This window comes from Streptomyces sp. NPDC087859 (assembly GCF_044742595.1).
GTDB lineage: Bacteria > Actinomycetota > Actinomycetes > Streptomycetales > Streptomycetaceae > Streptomyces > Streptomyces canus_F.
Genome location: NZ_JBIUUU010000009.1, coordinates 259540 through 277432, shown reverse-complemented (window position 1 = coordinate 277432; position 17893 = coordinate 259540). Strand labels below are relative to the sequence as shown.

The following is a 17893-nucleotide window of genomic DNA, read 5'->3' as shown; positions in this document are numbered from 1 at the left end:
TCCCCCGGGCGCCCGTCCGCGTCTACCGTGCGGGCCAGGGGACTTGGGGCGACCTGTAGTAGTCGATCCCCAGCGCCTCCCACCGCGGCCCCTGCGCCGCGAGCCGCACCTTGTACCGGTCCCAGTCGTGCGTGGCCGCCGGCGACCACCCCAGCTCGGCCGCGCCCGCCAGCCTCGGGAAGGCCATGTACTCGATGTCCGCGGAGTTCGTGAGCGTCTCCGTCCACATCGGCGCCTCCACCCCGCGGATCGCCGAAGCGGGCGCGCCCGGGAGGTAGGTGCCGGGGTCCCAGTCGTACGACCGCTGCACCTCGACCAGACCGGCCCAGTCCAGCCCCAGCGGAGTGTCCGCCGTGTACTTCATGTCGAGGTAGATCCGGTCGGCGGGCGACAGCACGATCCCGGTCCCGTTGCGCGCGGCTGCCGCGACCTGCTCCTTCTCCTCGGCACTGGTGTCATCGAGCCCCCAGTACTGGGCCACCGCCCCCTTCGCGGGCGTCGCCCCGGTCAGCTGGTGCCAGCCCACCACGGTCTTCCCGTACTCGGCGACGACCGGCTGCACCCGGTCCATGAACTTCACGTAGTCCTCGTGACTCGTGGAGTGCGCCTCGTCCCCGCCGATGTGCAGATACCGGCCCGGCGTGAGCGCGGCGAGCTCCCGGATCACGTCGTCCACGAAGTCGTACGTGATCTCCTTCGACACGCACAGCGAGCTGAAGCCGACCTCGGTGCCGGTGTACAACGGCGGCGCGACGCCGTCGCAGTTGAGCTCGGCGTAGGAGGCGAGGGCCGCGTTGGTGTGGCCCGGCATGTCGATCTCGGGGACGACCTCCAGATAGCGGGAGGCGGCGTACCGGACGATCTCCTGGTAGTCGGCCTTCGTATAGAAGCCGCCGGGCCCGCCGCCGACCTGGGTGGAGCCACCGTACGTCGTGAGGCGCGGCCAGGAGTCGACGGCGATCCGCCAGCCCTGGTCGTCGCTCAGGTGCAGATGCAGCTTGTTGACCTTGTACAGGGCGAGTTGGTCGACGTAGCGCTTGACCTGGTCGACGGTGAAGAAGTGCCGGGACACGTCGAGCATCGCGCCGCGCCAGCCGTAGCGCGGGGTGTCCTCGATCGTGCCGCCGGCGACCAGCCACGGGCCCTGCTGCACCGAGTCCTTCTCGACGGCGGCCGGGAGGAGCTGGCGCAGGGTCTGGACGCCGTGGAAGAGCCCCGCGGGCTGGGCGGCGGTGATGGTGACGCCCTTGGCGCCGCTGTCGAGGCGGTATCCCTCGGCGCCGAACGGACCCTTGGCCAGGCGGAGTTGGATGCCGCCCCGACCCCGGGAGGTGACCGGCAGCGGATAGCCGGTCGAGGGGCGCAGGACGTCCGCGACGTACTCGCCGATACGGCGGACCGCACGGGAGTCGTCGACGCGGATGTGAGTGGCGCGGGTGATGCGGTACGGCGATCCGCCCGGCTCGACCGAGGCGGGCGCCGGGACGACCTCGTCCAGCGGCCTCGCCCCGGTGTCGGACGCCGGGGGCGCCGCCCCGACGCTGAAGGAGCCCGCGGCGGCCATCAGCAGCAGCGAGCCGAGCAATCGGGTCATACGGGGAGTTGGTCTGTGGCGCGGCCTCACCTGTGGCTCCCTTCAGCCCTGAATTGGTAGAGACCACTCTGCGACGGCCACCCCACCGAAGTCCACCCCGAAGCCGCTGGGCAACCCCGTCTGGAATGCCAGACTTTGCCCATGGCGGAAATCATCCAGAAGGACGGCACCTGGACCTTCGACGGCGACGCCCTGCGGCTGACCCCCGGGCGCGACAAGAACGTCAGCCTGTTCCGCAAGACCCTGGGTGAACTGGTCGTCCCGCTGGGCGCGTTGGCGGGCGCCTCGTTCGAGCAGGGCCGCAAGGCCGGGCGGCTGAGGTTACGGCTGCGCGACGGCGCCGATCCGTTGCTGCACGCGACCGGAGGCCGGCTGACCGAGCCGAACGACCCGTACCAGCTGTTCGTCGAGTCCGACCGCTACGGCGTCGCCGAGTACTTCGTGGACGAGGTCAGGAACGCCCTGCTGCTCGACCAGGTCCCAGCCGTGCCCGTCGCCGAGTATCTGCTGCCGGGCCCGGCCGTCCCGCTGTCCGTGTCCGCCGGGGACGGCACCGCGAGCTTCGACGGCGAGCGCGTCCGGCTGGAGTGGAACTGGAAGACGGAGGACGCCAAGGCCGCCGCCGGCATCCGCACCCTCGCCGTCACCGACCTCGACGCCGTGGAGTGGCTCCCGGCGGTCGGCCTGGAGAACGGCTGCCTCCGCTTCAGCGTGAAGAACGCGCCGACCAAGGCACCCCCGAAGTACGACCCCAACTCGGTGGAGCTGTGGGGCTTCAAGAAGGACCCGCTGATGGCCCTGATCGCGGCGGCCGTCCAGGCCCGGCTTCCTCACCCGGCCAGGGCGGCCGCCACGGACGTACGGGGCGCACGCGAGGGACGACCGGAACTGCCCTCCGCTCCGGTCGGGCCCGCCGAGGACGACCACGACGCCCTTCTGCGCCGTCTGCGCGAGCTCGGCGAGCTGCGCCGCACGGGTGTGCTGACGGACGAGGAGTTCACGCTGGCCAAACAGGCGGTCCTCAAGCGGATGTGATCCCCGCGGGCCCCGGAGACTCCACGGCCCCCACGGCCCCCTCGGGGCTACTTGGCCCTGCGGGCCACCGTGAAGCGGTCGACCTCCTCGCCCGTCTCGGCGATGCCGCGTACCGTCAGCGTGGCCGTCCGGCCCTTGGCCGCGGGCGTGACGTCGACCCGCAGGAACGAGTAGTCGAGGTAGCGCACCCGGGACCAGGTGACGGTCTCGTTCTGCTTGCCGTCCTTGGTGTTGATGAACGAGGCGACGGACTCGACCTCGTTCTCGTGCCCCTCGTAGGACTCGGCCGCGCTGAACGCGTACAGGCTGCGGCCCGCCGCACCCGCCGTCACGTACACCACGCCCTCGCTCTCGGGGTACGCCGTGCCGCCGACCGGCAGCTTCTTGGCGACCTCGCCCGCCTTGATGACGTCGGTGCGCTCGTACTGGTGGTTGTGGCCGTTGATGACCAGGTCCACGGTGTACTTCTCGAACAGCGGCACCCACTCCTGGCGCACACCCCCCTCCGAGGCGTGCGCGGTGGAGGTGCAGTAGGCGCAGTGGTGGAAGAAGACCACGACGAAGTCGATGTCGTGCGCCGCCCGGAACTTCTTGAGCTGCGCCTCCAGCCATGTCGTCTGGGTGCCCCCGGAGAGGCCGAGGTTGGCCGGAATCTCGTACGAGATGTCGTTGGCGTCGAGCGAGATGACCGCGGTGTTGCCGTAGACGAAGGAGTAGACGCCCGGGAGGTTCTTGGCGTCGGGTCCGTTGGCGGGGAGGTTCCAGCGGGCCTCCTCGCCGCCGTAGCCGTTGGGCGAGTACCAGGCCTCCATGTCGTGGTTGCCGTACGCCGGCATCCACGGCACGGACTTGGCGACGGACTCGGTCTGGGCCAGGAACTGGTCCCACACGCGCGAGTCGAAGCCGGTGTCGGCGGTCTTGCCCTGGCCCGCCGGGTCGGCGTACGCGATGTCGCCGGCGTGGAGGTGGAAGGCCGGGTTCTGGCCGAGGAGCAGGCTGTTGTTGGCGAGGCCGTGGTAGCCGACGCCCTCGTCGCCGAAGGCGGTGAAGGTGAACGGCTTCTTGTGCGCGGGGGCGGTGGTGAAGGTGCCGAGGGTGCCCAGGAGGTGCGGCTCGGCGGGGTCGAAGCCCTGGTGGCCGACGCCGTAGTAGTACGTCCGGCCGGGCTTGAGCCGGCTCAGCTCGGCGTGCACGTAGTACTGCGTGTGGTCGCCGCTCGCGCCGACGCCGGCCGGTGTGTGGAGCGTGCGGACCTCGGCCTCGATCTTGCGGGAGAGGTCCCAGGGATGGACGCCGATGCGGAGGAAGGGCTTCTTGACGGCGAGCGGGACCTGCCAGGAGACGGTGAGCTCGGTGCGGGGGTCGGCGCCGAAGGCGAGGTGGCGGCCGAAGGGGGCGACGAGGGAGCCGTCGACCGTCTCGGTGCGCGGCGTGGCCGAAGGGGTGGCCAGGGGCGTGGCCTGTGCGGTGGCGCCCGGCACGAACACGCCGCCCGCGACGGCGCCCAGCGTGACGGCGCCGCCTCTGATCATCGTGCGCCGGGAGAATCTGGCGCGCAGGTACTCGTGCTGCTCGGCCATGCTCATGCGCTCGGCGAGCTGCTCGGGTACGCCCATACGAGGAATGTCCATGGCTCCACAAGCTGCTGGTCGGACACATCGGCCCGGGGAACAGCCGGCCAATGGACTCCCATGGGCAGCCCATAAGTGTTCTAAGTGCCCGAACAGCCTCTTGCCCGAAATCGGGCAGGATTCTTGCGAAAGACGTGCCCGTCCTTCAGGATCTACCGGGTGCACGACGAACTTGTTGATCATCTGACGCGATCCACGCCCCTCCAGCGGGGCGAGGCGCTGCGGGTGATCCAGGACGTGCTCGCCTACTTCGACGAGACGACCGAGGACTACGTCCGTCGCCGCCACCGCGAACTCCAGGCCCAGGGTCTGGTGAACGCGCAGATCTTCGAACGGGTCGAGGCGGACTTGAAATACCGGGCGGTCGCGCCGCCGGAGCTTACGCTCAGGCAGCTGCGCCGCATCGTCTACGGCTGAGTCGCTACGACCGGGGAACGGAATACATATACATGTGCGGAATCGTCGGATACATCGGGAAGCGTGACGTGGCCCCCCTCCTTCTGGAGGGCCTGCAGCGCCTGGAGTACCGCGGCTACGACTCGGCGGGCATCGTCGTCACGTCCCCGAAGACGGCCGGCCTGAAGATGGTCAAGGCCAAGGGCCGGGTCCGTGACCTGGAGGCCAAGGTCCCGGCGCGCTTCAAGGGCACGACCGGTATCGCCCACACCCGCTGGGCCACCCACGGCGCCCCCTCCGACGTGAACGCCCACCCGCACATGTCGGCCGACCTCAAGGTCGCCGTGGTCCACAACGGGATCATCGACAACGCCTCCGACCTGCGCCGCAAGCTGGAGGCGGACGGCGTCGAGTTCCTCTCCGAGACCGACACCGAGGTCCTCGTCCACCTCATCGCCCGCTCCCAGGCCGACAAGCTCGAGGACAAGGTCCGCGAGACGCTGCGCGTCATCGAGGGCACGTACGGCATCGCGGTGATGCACGCCGACTTCAACGACCGCATCGTCGTCGCCCGCAACGGCTCCCCGGTCGTCCTCGGCATCGGCGAGAAGGAGATGTTCGTCGCCTCGGACATCGCCGCCCTGGTCACCCACACGCGGCAGATAGTGACTCTCGACGACGGCGAGATGGCCACGCTCAAGGCCGACGACTTCCGCACCTACACGACGGAGGGCACCCGTACGACGTCGGAGCCCACCACCGTCGAGTGGGAGGCCGCCTCCTACGACATGGGCGGCCACGACACCTACATGCACAAGGAGATCCACGAGCAGGCCGACGCCGTGGACCGCGTGCTGCGCGGCCGCATCGACGACCGCTTCTCCACCGTGCACCTCGGCGGCCTCAACCTGGACGCCCGGGAGGCCCGCCAGATCCGCCGGGTGAAGATCCTCGGCTGCGGCACCTCGTACCACGCGGGCATGATCGGCGCCCAGATGATCGAGGAGCTGGCCCGCATCCCCGCGGACGCCGAGCCGGCCTCCGAGTTCCGCTACCGCAACGCGGTCGTGGACCCCGAGACGCTGTACGTGGCGGTCTCCCAGTCGGGCGAGACGTACGACGTCCTCGCCGCGGTCCAGGAGCTGAAGCGCAAGGGCGCGCGGGTCTTCGGCGTCGTGAACGTGGTCGGCTCGGCGATCGCCCGCGAGGCGGACGCCGGCATCTACGTCCACGCGGGCCCCGAGGTCTGCGTGGTCTCCACGAAGTGCTTCACCAACACCACGGTCGCCTTCGCCCTCCTGGCGCTCCACCTGGGCCGCACCCGCGACCTCTCGGTCCGCGACGGCAAGCGCATCATCGAGGGCCTGCGCAAGCTGCCGGAGCAGATCACCGAGATCCTCGACAACGAGGCGGAGATCAAGAAGCTGGCCGAGCAGTACGCCGACGCCCGCTCGATGCTCTTCATCGGCCGGGTCCGGGGCTACCCGGTGGCCCGTGAGGCCTCCCTGAAGCTCAAGGAGGTCTCGTACATCCACGCCGAGGCCTACCCCGCCTCCGAGCTCAAGCACGGCCCCCTGGCCCTGATCGAGCCCGCCCTCCCCACGGTCGCGATCGTCCCCGACGACGACCTCCTGGAGAAGAACCGCGCCGCCATGGAGGAGATCAAGGCCCGCAGCGGCAAGATCCTCGCGGTCGCCCACCAGGACCAGGAGAAGGCCGACCACACGATCGTCGTCCCGAAGAACGAGGACGAACTGGACCCGATCCTCCTCGGCATCCCGCTCCAGCTCCTGGCGTACCACACGGCATTGGTGCTGGGCCGCGACATCGACAAGCCGAGGAACCTCGCCAAGTCCGTGACGGTGGAGTAGGGGCTTTTAGGGGCGCGGGGAACTGCGCGGGCAACCGCAACGCTCCCGCACAGGCCGGACGACAAAACGGACCCCCCACGTGTGCCACCGCACGTGGGGGGTCCGTTTTCATCGCCGGGGCCGCCCAATACCCCGGCGTCGGCTGCCACTTAGCCGGTGGCCGTCACCCCCCGGCCGGCAGCACGCCTCGGAAGCACCGTCGGCCAGTGAGCCATCGCAGCGGTCGCCGCGTACCAGGCCACCGCACCCGCGGCGACGGCGAACCATCCACCCACCTTGGTGAGCCCGTCGTTGTCGGCGAACCGGGCGATGGCCATGAGCACCAGCGCCACGAAGAACAACCCGTAGGAGCCCTGCCCGAGTTGGTCCCCGCCCGCGAGGGTGAGAGACAGCGCCACGAGGGCGAAGAGCGTGAGGAACAGCCCGGCCGCGTTGGCGGAACCGGCGTCCGAGACGGCCCACGTGAACCACAGCGCACCCAGCGCCGCGAAGGCCGTGCCGTTGGCGGTGTCACGGTCGCGGAAGGCCATGAGACCCGCGACGAAGAGGGCGATTCCGCCCACGTACTGGGCGATTGACACCGCGTCAGCGGCTGTCACGCCGTCGATCACGTCGGTGTGGCCGAGGCCGAACGCCAGGAGGGTGATCCCGAGGGCGAGTCGGCCGACGATGGTGGTGGTTGCTCCCGCGGAGACGTCATTGTCCACGGCGGGCTCCCTTCATGCTGTGCAGTTGCGCGATGTGCGATATATGCCCTTCACAAGGGCACAAACACCTCTACGCGCGAGTAGATTTATGCGCTGCACAAGGGAGTTCGAAGGGGCAGCCGACGGTTCCCCCGCCGCATCCCACCAGGGACGACGACGCGTTACGGAATCACGACGACAGGACGCTTCGCGCGCTTCGCGAGCCGCCCCGCCACGGACCCGAAGATCCGCCCGACGAGTCCGTGCGTGGAGCCGACGACGATCGCGTCCGCCTCGTACTCGCGCCCGACCTCTTCGAGTTCATGGCAGATGTCGCCGCCGCGCTCGACAAGGATCCACGGCACCTCGGCGAGATAGTCCGCGCAGGCGAGCTCGAGTCCGAGCACCTCGGTGCGGTGGTCCGGCACGTCGACGAAGACCGGTGGCTCGCAGCCGGCCCACACGGTCGTGGGCAGCCGGTTGGCGACGTGGACGATGATCAGGCCCGAGCCGGAGCGATGGGCCATGCCGATGGAGTACGCGAGCGCGCGCTCACTGGATGTGGAGCCGTCGAATCCGACCACTACGCCGTGCTTGAAGGCGGGGTCGCAGGAATGACGTGGCTCTTCCGCCGCCAGGGGCTCGGCCGCCGTGGGGTCGGCGACGGGCCGCTTGCGGTCCGCGGGTTCAAAGAATTCGTGACCGGCCATGGCTGTCTCGGCGTTGTGATCCTTTTTGGGAGGGACGACAGTGTGCGGCGGAGCTGTGTCCGGGAATCATCTTCCCAACCCCATACCCCCAAGGGTACGGCGGCACGCCTCCTTAGCCCAGATCCCGCGCACGGTCGGTGGGGGTTCCAGGGAGCATGCACGAGGGTGCGCCCGTAACGCAATGGTTGCTGCGCTGTACAGGCGGTTTGCACAGGATTCACGCGGCTGTGGGTCCTGACGGCCGTACGCGCAGTGACCGACCGCTCGAACACGCGTTGAACCCGGCAGTCACGCCCCAGGGAGCAACACATGTCCGGACACCGACCCCCCTCCGAGGACTCCGCCACGGACGTGGTCCGCTGGGCGGTGTTCAGCTGCGCCCTCGTCCCCGTGGTCCTTCTCTGGTACGGCACCTCGCTCGCCGGCGCGGCGGGCACGGCCCTCGGCCTGGCCGCCGTCACGGCCGTCTGCCGGGTCCTGCTGCGCCAGTCCGAGCGCGGCGCCGCCCGGCTGCTCGCCGAGGAAAGCGCGCCCCATCGTGGCCGTCATCACAGGACCGGAAACGGGACCCATCGAGGCGGTCGTCACACTGGGGGAAACTCACCGGTCGCTTGACCGGTTTCCATGCACGGACCCGTATCTTTTCAGCCAACTTCCGGCCACCGCGCATCCGTTGCCGCCACCACCCCCCACCCCCCGTTCGACCTGCACGGAAAGGGTCTCCAGGGCCCCCCGCACCCTACGTGGATTGGCCACTACGACGAGGCGCACTTCCCTGCACGGCCCGCGAGTGCAACGCTTCGTGATCGAATGCTTCACGCCAAGTTGCCATGTCGACAATGTGCCGGTTGCCGAACTGGTCACCCCGGCACCACTGGACACAGTAGATTCGATCTTGACGTCTTACGGCGGGGGACTCGTGCAGGACCGAGGGGAAACGTGCAGGAGCGACACAACCGAGGAGCCGCGACCACCGAGGGGGGCTTAGCAGTATGAGCCACGACTCCACTGCCGCGCCGGAAGCCGCGGCCCGGAAACTTTCCGGGCGACGCCGCAAGGAGATCGTCGCGGTGCTGCTGTTCAGCGGCGGCCCCATCTTCGAGAGTTCCATACCGCTGTCGGTGTTCGGGATTGACCGCCAGGACGCCGGCGTGCCGCGCTACCGCCTATTGGTGTGCGGCGGCGAGGAAGGCCCACTGCGGACCACAGGGGGACTGGAACTCACCGCGCCACATGGCCTGGAGGCGATCTCACGGGCAGGCACGGTCGTCGTGCCGGCCTGGCGTTCGATCACCTCGCCACCGCCGGAGGACGCGCTCGACGCACTGCGCCGCGCGCACGAAGAGGGCGCCCGCATCGTCGGGCTGTGCACGGGCGCCTTCGTGCTGGCCGCGGCGGGCCTGCTGGACGGCCGTCCCGCGACAACACACTGGATGTACGCACCGACGCTGGCCAAGCGCTACCCGTCGGTGCATGTGGATCCACGCGAACTGTTCGTCGACGACGGCGACGTACTGACATCAGCCGGTACGGCGGCCGGAATCGATCTCTGTCTCCACATCGTGCGGACGGACCACGGCAACGAGGCGGCGGGCGCGCTGGCCCGGCGTCTGGTGGTCCCCCCGCGCCGCTCCGGCGGTCAGGAGCGCTATCTCGACAGGTCTTTACCTGAGGAGATCGGCGCCGACCCGCTCGCCGAGGTCGTCGCCTGGGCGCTGGAGCACCTCCACGAACAGTTCGACGTGGAGACGCTCGCCGCGCGCGCCTACATGAGCCGTCGGACGTTCGACCGCCGCTTCCGCTCGCTGACCGGCAGTGCGCCGCTGCAGTGGCTGATCACCCAGCGGGTGCTCCAGGCGCAGCGGCTGCTCGAGACGTCGGACTACTCGGTGGACGAGGTCGCGGGGCGCTGCGGCTTCCGTTCGCCGGTGGCGCTGCGCGGGCACTTCCGCCGTCAGCTGGGCTCGTCGCCGGCGGCGTACCGCGCGGCGTACCGGGCGCGGCGGCCGCAGAGCGACAGGCAGGCCGAGAGCGACGGAGCGGGGGGCCCGGTGGGCCCGGCACCCGTTCTCCATCCGGAGGGCGGCCCGGTCCCGCTCCAGACCCGCCGTACGGCGGCGGCGAGCTCGATGGGCCCGGCGGCCCAGCTGTCGGCGAGCCTGCCGGGACAGCGCAGCGGATCGTAACGACGTACCGGAACGCCGGACGGGATGACCGACTCATCCCGTCCGGCGTTCGGGCGTGCGCTCAGGTCCGCCGCACCGCCGGGCCCCCAAAAGGCGACGTCAGCTTTAGGGTGGTCGCATGAACGATCGCATGGTGTGGATCGACTGCGAGATGACCGGCCTCTCGCTGTCCGACGACGCGCTCATCGAGGTTGCCGCCCTCGTCACCGACTCCGAGCTGAACGTACTCGGCGAAGGAGTGGACATCGTCATCCGACCGCCGGACCGGGCGCTGGAGACGATGCCGGAGGTGGTGCGTCAGATGCACACCGCGTCCGGGCTCCTCGACGAGCTGGCCGGCGGCACGACGCTGGCCGAGGCCGAGGAGCAGGTCCTCTCCTACATCCGGGAACACGTCAAGGAGGCCGGCAAGGCCCCCCTGTGCGGCAACTCCGTGGGCACCGACCGCGGCTTCCTGCTCCGGGACATGCCGACGCTGGAGGACTACCTCCACTACCGGATCGTCGACGTCTCCTCGGTGAAGGAGCTGGCCCGGCGCTGGTACCCCCGGGCCTACTTCAACAGCCCGGAGAAGAACGGCAACCACCGCGCCCTCGCCGACATCCGCGAGTCCATCGCGGAGCTGCGCTACTACCGCGAGGCCGTGTTCGTGCCGCAGCCCGGCCCCGACTCGGACACCGCGAAGACGATCGCCGCGAAGTACGTCCTGCCCGCTCAGTAAGTGCGTCAGGGTCCGCCGAAGGGGCGCCGTAAAAGGCGTGCACGAGCACCCCTTCGGACCCTGTACACTTTTTCTCGGCCGGTCAGGGAAACCTGAAAGCAGGAAAGCCGGTCATGGTGGGTGTAGCTCAGCTGGTAGAGCACCTGGTTGTGGTCCAGGAAGTCGCGGGTTCAAGTCCCGTCACTCACCCTCAGTGATCAGCCGGTGACCTCGATACAGAGGTCACCGGCTGATTCGTTGTCCCGGGAGTCCACGTGCACACCGAACTGATCCGCACGGCCCGCCTCGACCTCCTCCCCCTGCGCGTGGACCACGCCGGGGAGATGTCGGCCGTACTCGCCGACCCGGCCCTGCACACCTTCATCGGGGGAACGCCCCTGACCGTCGAGGAGCTGCGAGCGCGCTACCAACGTCTGGTCACCGGTTCCCCCGACCCGGCCGTCTCCTGGCTCAACTGGGTCCTGCGCCGGCACACGGACGAAACCCTCATCGGCACCGTCCAGGCCACGGTCACGGGTAAGCACGAGGCAGAGATCGCCTGGATCGTCGGCACCCCCTGGCAGGGCCAGGGCCTGGCCTCGGAGGCGGCCCGGGCGCTGGTGACCTGGCTGGTCCGCCACTACGTCCGGACCGTCACGGCCCACATCCACCCCGCCCACACCGCGTCGGCGGCGGTCGCCACAGCTGCGGGTCTGCTCCCCACCGACGAGCAGCACGACGGCGAGACGGTCTGGCGCCTGTCGCTGGGCGACTGAAGCGGACCGCCAACCACCTTGCGTTCCCGCGGGGTTGGCGGGTGCCCTACGACGACGTACGCTCCACCAGCTCCGTGGCCAGCACCACCTGCCGTCTCTCCAGCCCCCGCGACACCGCCGGGCGGCGGTCCGCGATCTCGGTGAGGAGGAGGTCGATCATGTGGCGGCCCATCTCGGCGATGGGCTGGCGGACGCTGGTGAGGGGCGGGTCCATGTGGCGGGCGATGGCGGAGTCGTCGTAGCCGACGAGGGCGACGTCGTCGGGGATGCGGCGGCCCGCCTCGCGGAGCGCCTGGCGGGCGCCGGCCGCCGTGACGTCCGAGGCGGCGAAGACCGCGTCCACGTCGGGAACGCGGGCCAGCAGCGCGGCCATCGCGCGGGTGCCGCCCTCCTCCGAGAAGTCACCCGCTTCGATCAGGTTCTCGTTCGCCTCCAGGCCCGCCTCGCGCAGCGCGTCCCGGTAACCGTCGATACGGCGCTGGGCACCGTACACATCGAGGCGTCCGGTGATGTGCGCTATGCGGGTGCGACCGCGGGACAGCAGGTGTTCCACCGCCTGCCGGGCGCCGCCGTAGTTGTCCGAGTCCACCGAGGGGAGCGTTTCCGCCGCCGAGCGCGGGCCGCTGATCACCGACGGTATCTCCAGCTGGGCCAGCAGATCCGGCAGCGGGTCGTCCGCGTGCACGGAGACCAGCAGCACCCCGTCCACGCGGTGCGCCGCCAAGTACTGGGCCAGCCGCTGCCTTTCACGGTCGTTGCCCGCGAAAATCAGCAGCAGCTGCATCTCCGTGTCGGAGAGTTCGGCCGCGACGCCCTTCAGCATGTCCGAGAAGTACGGTTCGGCGAAGAACCGGGTCTCCGGCTCGGGGACGACCAACGCGATCGCGTCCGTCCGGTTGGCCGCCAGGGCGCGCGCCGCCGTGTTCGGGACGTAGCCGAGCTCCGCGACCGCCGCCTCCACCGCCGCGCGGGTCGCGTCACTGACCCGGGGCGAGCCGTTGATCACCCGGGAGACCGTGCCGCGGCCGACTCCGGCACGCGCGGCCACCTCTTCGAGGGTCGGCCGGCCACCGCTCCGGCCACGCGCTCCGTGGGTTGCCATGGGCTCCGCCTTCCCGCCGTATGTTGACGCTGGCCTGGAATGTAACAGTCCCGTCCATCACAGTGAGCGTCCCTGGGGGTCGCCGTCCCCGGACCTCCGCGTCGGCACGGAGGGCCTCGCCCTCACATGCCGGGCAGGCCGAAAAGGGTCGGCCGGTGTCCGACCCCCGAGTTAGTTAACAGGCCGATAACTGAAGACATATCTCCTCGCCGACTCCCTTGACACCCCCGCCAAGACCGACGACTCTTCAACTCATCACTGATGGGAGCGCTCCCACAGTACCTGACACATACACATCCCGCACGTTCCCCGCCCGAGCCGCCGCGAGAACTAACGGGCCCAACAATGCAGTTGGCCGGGGGGTCGGCACGTCAGGGCAACAGGAGGACTCAATGCGAGCACGTACCCGAACCGCCCGTCGCAGGGTGGTGGTCCTCGCGGCCGTAGCGTCGCTGGGCGCCGGGCTGCTGGCCGGCTGTGCCGACGACGGTAAGGACGACGAGGGAGGCTCGTCGTCCGGGGGCGGCGGCGGCAAGACCAAGATCACGCTCGGCCTCTTCGGCACCGCCGGCTTCGAGGAGTCCGGCCTGTACAAGGAGTACGAGAAGCTCCACCCGGACGTCGACATCCAGCAGACCGTCGTCGAGCGCAACGAGAACTACTACCCGGCGCTGATCAACCACCTCACCACCAACAGTGGTCTCCAGGACATCCAGATGGTCGAGGTCGGCAACATCGCCGAGATCGTCGGGACCCAGTCCGACAAGCTGCTCGACCTGTCGAAGTACGGCAAGAAGAGCGACTACCTGGAGTGGAAGTGGGAGCAGGCCACCACCAAGGACGGCGCGACCGTCGGTGTCGGCACCGACATCGGCCCGATGGCCATCTGCTACCGCACCGACCTGTTCAAGGCGGCCGGTCTGCCCACCGACCGCGAGGAGGTCGGCAAGCTGTGGGCCGGTGACTGGAACAAGCTCGTCGACGTCGGCAAGCAGTACAAGGCGAAGGGTCCCAAGGGCACCACCTTCCTGGACTCTCCCGGCGGTCTGCTGCAGGCGATCGTCAGCGGTGAGAAGGAGCGGTTCTACGACGCTTCCGGCAAGGTCATCTACAAGACCAACCCGGCCGTCAAGGACGCCTTCGACCTCACGGCCCAGGCCGCCGAGGACGGACTGATCGGCAACCAGACGCAGTTCCAGCCGGCGTGGGACACCACCATCGCCAACAGCAAGTTCGCCGCGATGTCCTGCCCGCCGTGGATGCTCGGCTACATCAAGGGCAAGTCGAAGCCCGATGCGGCCGGCAAGTGGGACATCGCCCAGGCGCCGAAGTCCGGCAACTGGGGCGGGTCCTTCCTGACCGTGCCGAAGTCCGGCAAGAACACCGAGGAGGCCGCGAAGCTGGCCGCCTGGCTGACCGCACCCGAGCAGCAGGCCAAGCTCTTCGGCGTCCAGGGCAGCTTCCCGAGCACCCCGGCCGCGTACGACTCGACCGAGGTGAAGAGCGCCAAGAACGACATGACCGGTGACGCGCCGATCGGCACGATCTTCGCCGAGGCCGCCAAGAACATCCCGGTCCAGACGATCGGCCCGAAGGACCAGATCATCCAGCAGGGTCTGACCGACAACGGCGTCATCCTGGTGACCCAGGGCAAGTCCGCCAAGGAAGCCTGGGACAACGCCGTGAAGACCATCGACAACAACCTGGACCAGTGACCCGTATGACCACTGGGCACGAAACCGCTGCCGCGCCCCCCACCAAGGAGGGGGGCGCGGCCCCGGCCCGCCCGCCCGCGGGGCCCTCGGACGACGAGCGCCGCCGGGCCCGGCTGTCGCGGCGCTGGCAGCGCGACATGCGCTGGAGCCCGTACGCCTTCGTCTCGCCGTTCTTCCTGCTCTTCCTCGCGTTCGGCCTGTTCCCGCTGATCTACACCGGCTGGGCCTCGCTGCACCAGGTGGAGCTGACCGCGCCCACCGACATGAACTGGGTGGGCTTCAGGAACTACACGCGGATCTTCGACGACGACTTCTTCTGGAACGCGGCGAAGAACACGCTGACCATCGGGATCATCTCGACGGTGCCGCAGCTGCTGATGGCGATGGGCCTCGCGCACATCCTCAACTACAAGCTGCGCGCCTCGACCTTCTACCGGGTCGCGATGCTCGCCCCGTACGCGACGTCGATCGCCGCCGCCTCGCTCGTCTTCGTCCTGCTCTTCGGCCGTGACTACGGCATGATCAACTGGGCGCTGAACCAGGTCGGCATCGACAACATCGACTGGCAGAACGACAAGTGGGCCTCGCAGATCGCGGTCTCCTCGATCGTCATCTGGCGCTGGACCGGCTACAACGCGCTGATCTACCTGGCGGCGATGCAGGCGATCCCGCAGGACCTGTACGAGTCCGCCGCCCTGGACGGGGCCAACCGCTGGCGGCAGTTCCTGCATGTGACGCTGCCCGCGCTGCGGCCGACGATCCTGTTCACGGTGGTCGTCTCCACCATCGGCGCCTCCCAGCTGTTCGGCGAACCGCTGCTGTTCGACGCCAGCAAGGGGGCCTCCGGCGGATCCCAGCACCAGTTCCAGACGCTCGGCCTGTACCTGTACGAGCAGGGCTGGGTCAACCAACACCTGGGCCGCGCCTCCGCGATCGCGTGGACGATGTTCCTGATCCTCATCGTCATCGGGATCGTCAACTACGTCATCTCGCGCCGGCTGCGCGCCAGTAGTTAGGAGAACCGGCCGTGACGACGACATTGACTCCGCCCTCCGACACTCCCCCCAAGGAGCAGAAGCGGGTACGAGGTCCCAAGGCCGCCCGTGCGGGCGGCACCCTGCACGCCGGGCCGATCGCGTATGTGATCCTCGCCCTGTTCACCGTCGGCTCGCTGTTCCCGCTGGTGTGGACGGCGATCGCCGCCTCGCGCGACAACCAGCGCCTGGCGCAGAACCCGCCGCCGTTCTGGTTCGGTTCGGGACTGTTCGACAAGCTCGAACTCGCCTGGACCGACGCCAACCTGGGCGAGGCGTTCATCAACACCACGTTCGTGGCGGGGGTTTCGGCGATCACCATCGTCGTCCTGTCGACGATCGCCGGGTTCGCCTTCGCCAAGCTGCGCTTCAAGGGCCGTGGCGCCATGATGCTGATCGTGATCGGCACGATGATGGTGCCGCCGCAGCTGAGCGTGATCCCGCTGTACATGATGGTCGCCAAGCTCGACTGGTCCGACCAGCTGCAGGCGGTGATCCTGCCCTCGCTGGTCAGCGCGTTCGGTGTGTTCTTCATGCGGCAGTACCTGATCCAGGCGCTGCCCGACGAGATCATCGAGGCGGCCCGGGTGGACGGCGCGAGCAGCTGGCGCGTGATCTGGCACGTCGTGTTCCCGGCGGCGCGGCCCGCGATGGCCGTGCTGGGCATGCTGATGTTCGTGCAGACGTGGAACGACTTCCTGTGGCCCTTCCTGGTCCTGACCCAGAACGGCAACCCGACCGTGCAGGTCGCGGTGGCGGGTCTGGGCCGTGGCTACACCCCGGACCAGTCCCTGATCATGGCCGGCGCGCTGCTCGGCACGCTGCCGCTGCTGATCGTCTTCGCGATCTTCGGCAAGCAGATCGTCGGCGGCATCATGCAGGGTGCCGTCAAGGGCTGACCTCCACTTTCCCGGGGGCCGGGTCATCGCCGCCTCGGCCCCTTCCCTTCCCCCCATCTACCCGTCGGTCTCCACGACCTCCAATGGGAGCGCTTCCATGCCTGAGCCCGCTACGCCGGCGACCCCGGTGACCTTTCCCCCCGCCTTCCTCTGGGGCGCCGCGACCTCGGCGTACCAGATCGAGGGGGCGGTGCGGGAGGGCGGCCGTACGCCCTCGATCTGGGACACCTTCAGCCATACGCCCGGCAAGACCGCCGGCGGCGAGCACGGTGACATCGCTGTCGACCACTACCACCGCTACCGCGACGACGTGGCGATGATGGCGGACCTCGGCCTGAACGCGTACCGCTTCTCGATCTCCTGGTCGCGTGTGCAGCCGACGGGCCGGGGCCCGGCGGTCCAGGTGGGCCTGGACTTCTACCGCCGTCTGGTGGACGAGCTGCTGGACAAGGGCATCAAGCCGGCCGTGACGCTCTACCACTGGGATCTGCCGCAGGAGTTGGAGGACGCGGGCGGCTGGCCGGAGCGTGACACGGCCTACCGTTTCGCCGAGTACGCGCAGATCGTCGGCGAGGCGCTCGGCGACCGGGTGGAGCAGTGGATCACCCTCAACGAGCCCTGGTGCAGCGCCTTCCTGGGCTACGCGTCCGGGGTGCACGCACCCGGCCGCACCGACCCGGCGGCCTCGCTGAAGGCGGCCCATCACCTGAACCTGGCGCACGGGCTGGCCACTTCGGCCCTGCGGGCGGCGATGCCGGCCCGCAACTCGGTGGCGCTGAGCCTCAACTCCTCGGTGGTGCGGCCGGTTTCGCAGGACCCGGCGGACCTGGCCGCGGCCCGGAAGATCGACGACCTGGCCAACGGGGTCTTCCACGGTCCGATACTGCACGGGGCGTACCCGGAGTCGCTGTTCGCGGCGACGGAGCTGATCACGGACTGGTCCTACGTCGAGGACGGCGACCTGCGGGCGATCAACCAGCCGCTGGACGCGCTGGGCCTCAACTACTACACGCCGGCGCTGGTGTCGGCGGCGGACAACGATCTGAGCGGTCCGCGCGCGGACGGCCACGGGGCCAGCGAGTTCTCCCCGTGGCCGGGCGCGGACGACGTCGCCTTCCACCAGACTCCGGGCGAGCGCACGGAGATGGGCTGGTCGATCGACCCGACCGGCCTGCACGAGCTGATCATGCGCTACACGCGTGAGGCCCCGGGCCTGCCGCTGTACATCACGGAGAACGGCGCGGCCTACGACGACAAGCCCGACCCCGACGGCCGCGTCCACGACCCGGAGCGCATCTCCTACCTCCACGGCCACCTCGCCGCGGTCCGCCGCGCTGTCTCGGACGGCGCGGACGTGCGCGGCTACTACCTGTGGTCGCTGATGGACAACTTCGAGTGGGCGTACGGCTACGAGAAGCGCTTCGGCGCCGTCTACGTCGACTACGCGACCCTCGCGCGTACGCCGAAGTCGAGCGCTCTCTGGTACGGACAGGCGGCCCGCTCGGGCACGCTGTCCCCGGTGCCGGAGGTCTAGCGGGGGCTGGACCATCACGGGCGG

At 69.4% G+C, this 17893-nt stretch carries 16 protein-coding genes and 1 tRNA gene; 12 read left to right on the top strand and 5 right to left on the bottom strand.

Annotation, left to right across the window (positions count from 1 at the left end):
* Positions 1-22: 22 nt before the first annotated feature.
* On the bottom strand, positions 23-1594 hold the full coding sequence (locus tag ACIOHP_RS23715; protein WP_401890494.1) for a beta-N-acetylhexosaminidase: 1572 nt from the start codon (positions 1592-1594) through the stop codon (positions 23-25).
* A 141-nt stretch (positions 1595-1735) separates the two neighbouring features.
* On the opposite strand from ACIOHP_RS23715, the gene ACIOHP_RS23710 reads away from it, so the two are divergent.
* Positions 1736-2629: a DUF4429 domain-containing protein gene (locus ACIOHP_RS23710; RefSeq protein ID WP_401890491.1), complete on the top strand. Its 894-nt coding sequence runs from the start codon at positions 1736-1738 to the stop codon at positions 2627-2629.
* A gap of 47 nt (positions 2630-2676) precedes the next feature.
* Here the strand turns inward: ACIOHP_RS23710 and ACIOHP_RS23705 are convergent, their stop codons facing one another.
* Positions 2677-4245 (bottom strand): purple acid phosphatase family protein, encoded by a 1569-nt coding sequence (locus ACIOHP_RS23705; protein WP_401890831.1) that lies wholly within the window; start codon positions 4243-4245, stop codon positions 2677-2679.
* Between the two features lie 174 nt (positions 4246-4419).
* On the opposite strand from ACIOHP_RS23705, the gene ACIOHP_RS23700 reads away from it, so the two are divergent.
* Both ACIOHP_RS23700 and glmS read left to right on the top strand, forming a co-directional pair.
* The gene (locus ACIOHP_RS23700) at positions 4420-4677 is read left to right on the top strand and encodes a hypothetical protein (protein WP_046260898.1); all 258 of its coding nucleotides are present in this window, start codon (positions 4420-4422) and stop codon (positions 4675-4677) included.
* A 32-nt stretch (positions 4678-4709) separates the two neighbouring features.
* Complete coding sequence (gene glmS / locus ACIOHP_RS23695; protein WP_361539312.1) at positions 4710-6527, top strand: glutamine--fructose-6-phosphate transaminase (isomerizing); 1818 nt, start codon at positions 4710-4712, stop codon at positions 6525-6527.
* Positions 6528-6676: 149 nt separating this feature from the next.
* Here glmS and ACIOHP_RS23690 read toward each other — a convergent pair whose 3' ends face one another.
* Complete coding sequence (locus ACIOHP_RS23690) at positions 6677-7234, bottom strand: GPR1/FUN34/YaaH family transporter (RefSeq protein WP_401890488.1); 558 nt, start codon at positions 7232-7234, stop codon at positions 6677-6679.
* 161 nt (positions 7235-7395) lie between these two features.
* Positions 7396-7923: a universal stress protein gene (locus ACIOHP_RS23685; protein WP_046260901.1), complete on the bottom strand. Its 528-nt coding sequence runs from the start codon at positions 7921-7923 to the stop codon at positions 7396-7398.
* Positions 7924-8232: 309 nt separating this feature from the next.
* Here ACIOHP_RS23685 and ACIOHP_RS23680 point away from each other — a divergent pair, with 309 nt between their 5' ends.
* The 5 genes from ACIOHP_RS23680 (at position 8233) to ACIOHP_RS23660 (ending at position 11585) form a co-directional block, all read left to right on the top strand.
* On the top strand, positions 8233-8538 hold the full coding sequence (locus tag ACIOHP_RS23680; protein ID WP_361539318.1) for a hypothetical protein: 306 nt from the start codon (positions 8233-8235) through the stop codon (positions 8536-8538).
* A gap of 377 nt (positions 8539-8915) precedes the next feature.
* Positions 8916-10109, top strand: a complete 1194-nt coding sequence (locus ACIOHP_RS23675) for a helix-turn-helix domain-containing protein (protein WP_401890483.1) — start codon at positions 8916-8918, stop codon at positions 10107-10109.
* Positions 10110-10227: 118 nt separating this feature from the next.
* Positions 10228-10830, top strand: coding sequence for an oligoribonuclease (gene orn, locus ACIOHP_RS23670; protein ID WP_307030288.1), 603 nt, complete (start codon positions 10228-10230; stop codon positions 10828-10830).
* 116 nt (positions 10831-10946) lie between these two features.
* A tRNA-His gene (locus tag ACIOHP_RS23665) sits at positions 10947-11019 on the top strand.
* 65 nt (positions 11020-11084) lie between these two features.
* Complete coding sequence (locus ACIOHP_RS23660; protein WP_401890480.1) at positions 11085-11585, top strand: GNAT family N-acetyltransferase; 501 nt, start codon at positions 11085-11087, stop codon at positions 11583-11585.
* Between the two features lie 46 nt (positions 11586-11631).
* Here the strand turns inward: ACIOHP_RS23660 and ACIOHP_RS23655 are convergent, their stop codons facing one another.
* Positions 11632-12687, bottom strand: a complete 1056-nt coding sequence (locus ACIOHP_RS23655; RefSeq protein WP_361478967.1) for a LacI family DNA-binding transcriptional regulator — start codon at positions 12685-12687, stop codon at positions 11632-11634.
* 392 nt (positions 12688-13079) lie between these two features.
* Here ACIOHP_RS23655 and ACIOHP_RS23650 point away from each other — a divergent pair, with 392 nt between their 5' ends.
* From ACIOHP_RS23650 to ACIOHP_RS23635, 4 genes are all read left to right on the top strand, one after another.
* Positions 13080-14402: an extracellular solute-binding protein gene (locus ACIOHP_RS23650; protein WP_361539331.1), complete on the top strand. Its 1323-nt coding sequence runs from the start codon at positions 13080-13082 to the stop codon at positions 14400-14402.
* 5 nt (positions 14403-14407) lie between these two features.
* Positions 14408-15418 (top strand): sugar ABC transporter permease, encoded by a 1011-nt coding sequence (locus tag ACIOHP_RS23645; RefSeq protein ID WP_327717277.1) that lies wholly within the window; start codon positions 14408-14410, stop codon positions 15416-15418.
* A gap of 11 nt (positions 15419-15429) precedes the next feature.
* On the top strand, positions 15430-16335 hold the full coding sequence (locus tag ACIOHP_RS23640) for a carbohydrate ABC transporter permease (RefSeq protein WP_401890475.1): 906 nt from the start codon (positions 15430-15432) through the stop codon (positions 16333-16335).
* Between the two features lie 97 nt (positions 16336-16432).
* On the top strand, positions 16433-17869 hold the full coding sequence (locus ACIOHP_RS23635) for a GH1 family beta-glucosidase (RefSeq protein WP_361539338.1): 1437 nt from the start codon (positions 16433-16435) through the stop codon (positions 17867-17869).
* Positions 17870-17893 lie beyond the last annotated feature (24 nt).

Bases quoted from the DNA above. Each gene is read 5' to 3' on its own strand.
- ACIOHP_RS23715 (WP_401890494.1), bottom strand. From the start codon at position 1,594: ATGACCCGATTGCTCGGCTCGCTGCTGCTGATGGCCGCCGCGGGCTCC.
- ACIOHP_RS23710 (WP_401890491.1), top strand. From the start codon at position 1,736: ATGGCGGAAATCATCCAGAAGGACGGCACCTGGACCTTCGACGGCGAC.
- ACIOHP_RS23705 (WP_401890831.1), bottom strand. From the start codon at position 4,245: ATGGGCGTACCCGAGCAGCTCGCCGAGCGCATGAGCATGGCCGAGCAG.
- glmS (WP_361539312.1), top strand. From the start codon at position 4,710: ATGTGCGGAATCGTCGGATACATCGGGAAGCGTGACGTGGCCCCCCTC.
- ACIOHP_RS23685 (WP_046260901.1), bottom strand. From the start codon at position 7,923: ATGGCCGGTCACGAATTCTTTGAACCCGCGGACCGCAAGCGGCCCGTC.
- ACIOHP_RS23680 (WP_361539318.1), top strand. From the start codon at position 8,233: ATGTCCGGACACCGACCCCCCTCCGAGGACTCCGCCACGGACGTGGTC.
- ACIOHP_RS23675 (WP_401890483.1), top strand. From the start codon at position 8,916: ATGAGCCACGACTCCACTGCCGCGCCGGAAGCCGCGGCCCGGAAACTT.
- orn (WP_307030288.1), top strand. From the start codon at position 10,228: ATGAACGATCGCATGGTGTGGATCGACTGCGAGATGACCGGCCTCTCG.
- ACIOHP_RS23655 (WP_361478967.1), bottom strand. From the start codon at position 12,687: ATGGCAACCCACGGAGCGCGTGGCCGGAGCGGTGGCCGGCCGACCCTC.
- ACIOHP_RS23650 (WP_361539331.1), top strand. From the start codon at position 13,080: ATGCGAGCACGTACCCGAACCGCCCGTCGCAGGGTGGTGGTCCTCGCG.
- ACIOHP_RS23645 (WP_327717277.1), top strand. From the start codon at position 14,408: ATGACCACTGGGCACGAAACCGCTGCCGCGCCCCCCACCAAGGAGGGG.
- ACIOHP_RS23635 (WP_361539338.1), top strand. From the start codon at position 16,433: ATGCCTGAGCCCGCTACGCCGGCGACCCCGGTGACCTTTCCCCCCGCC.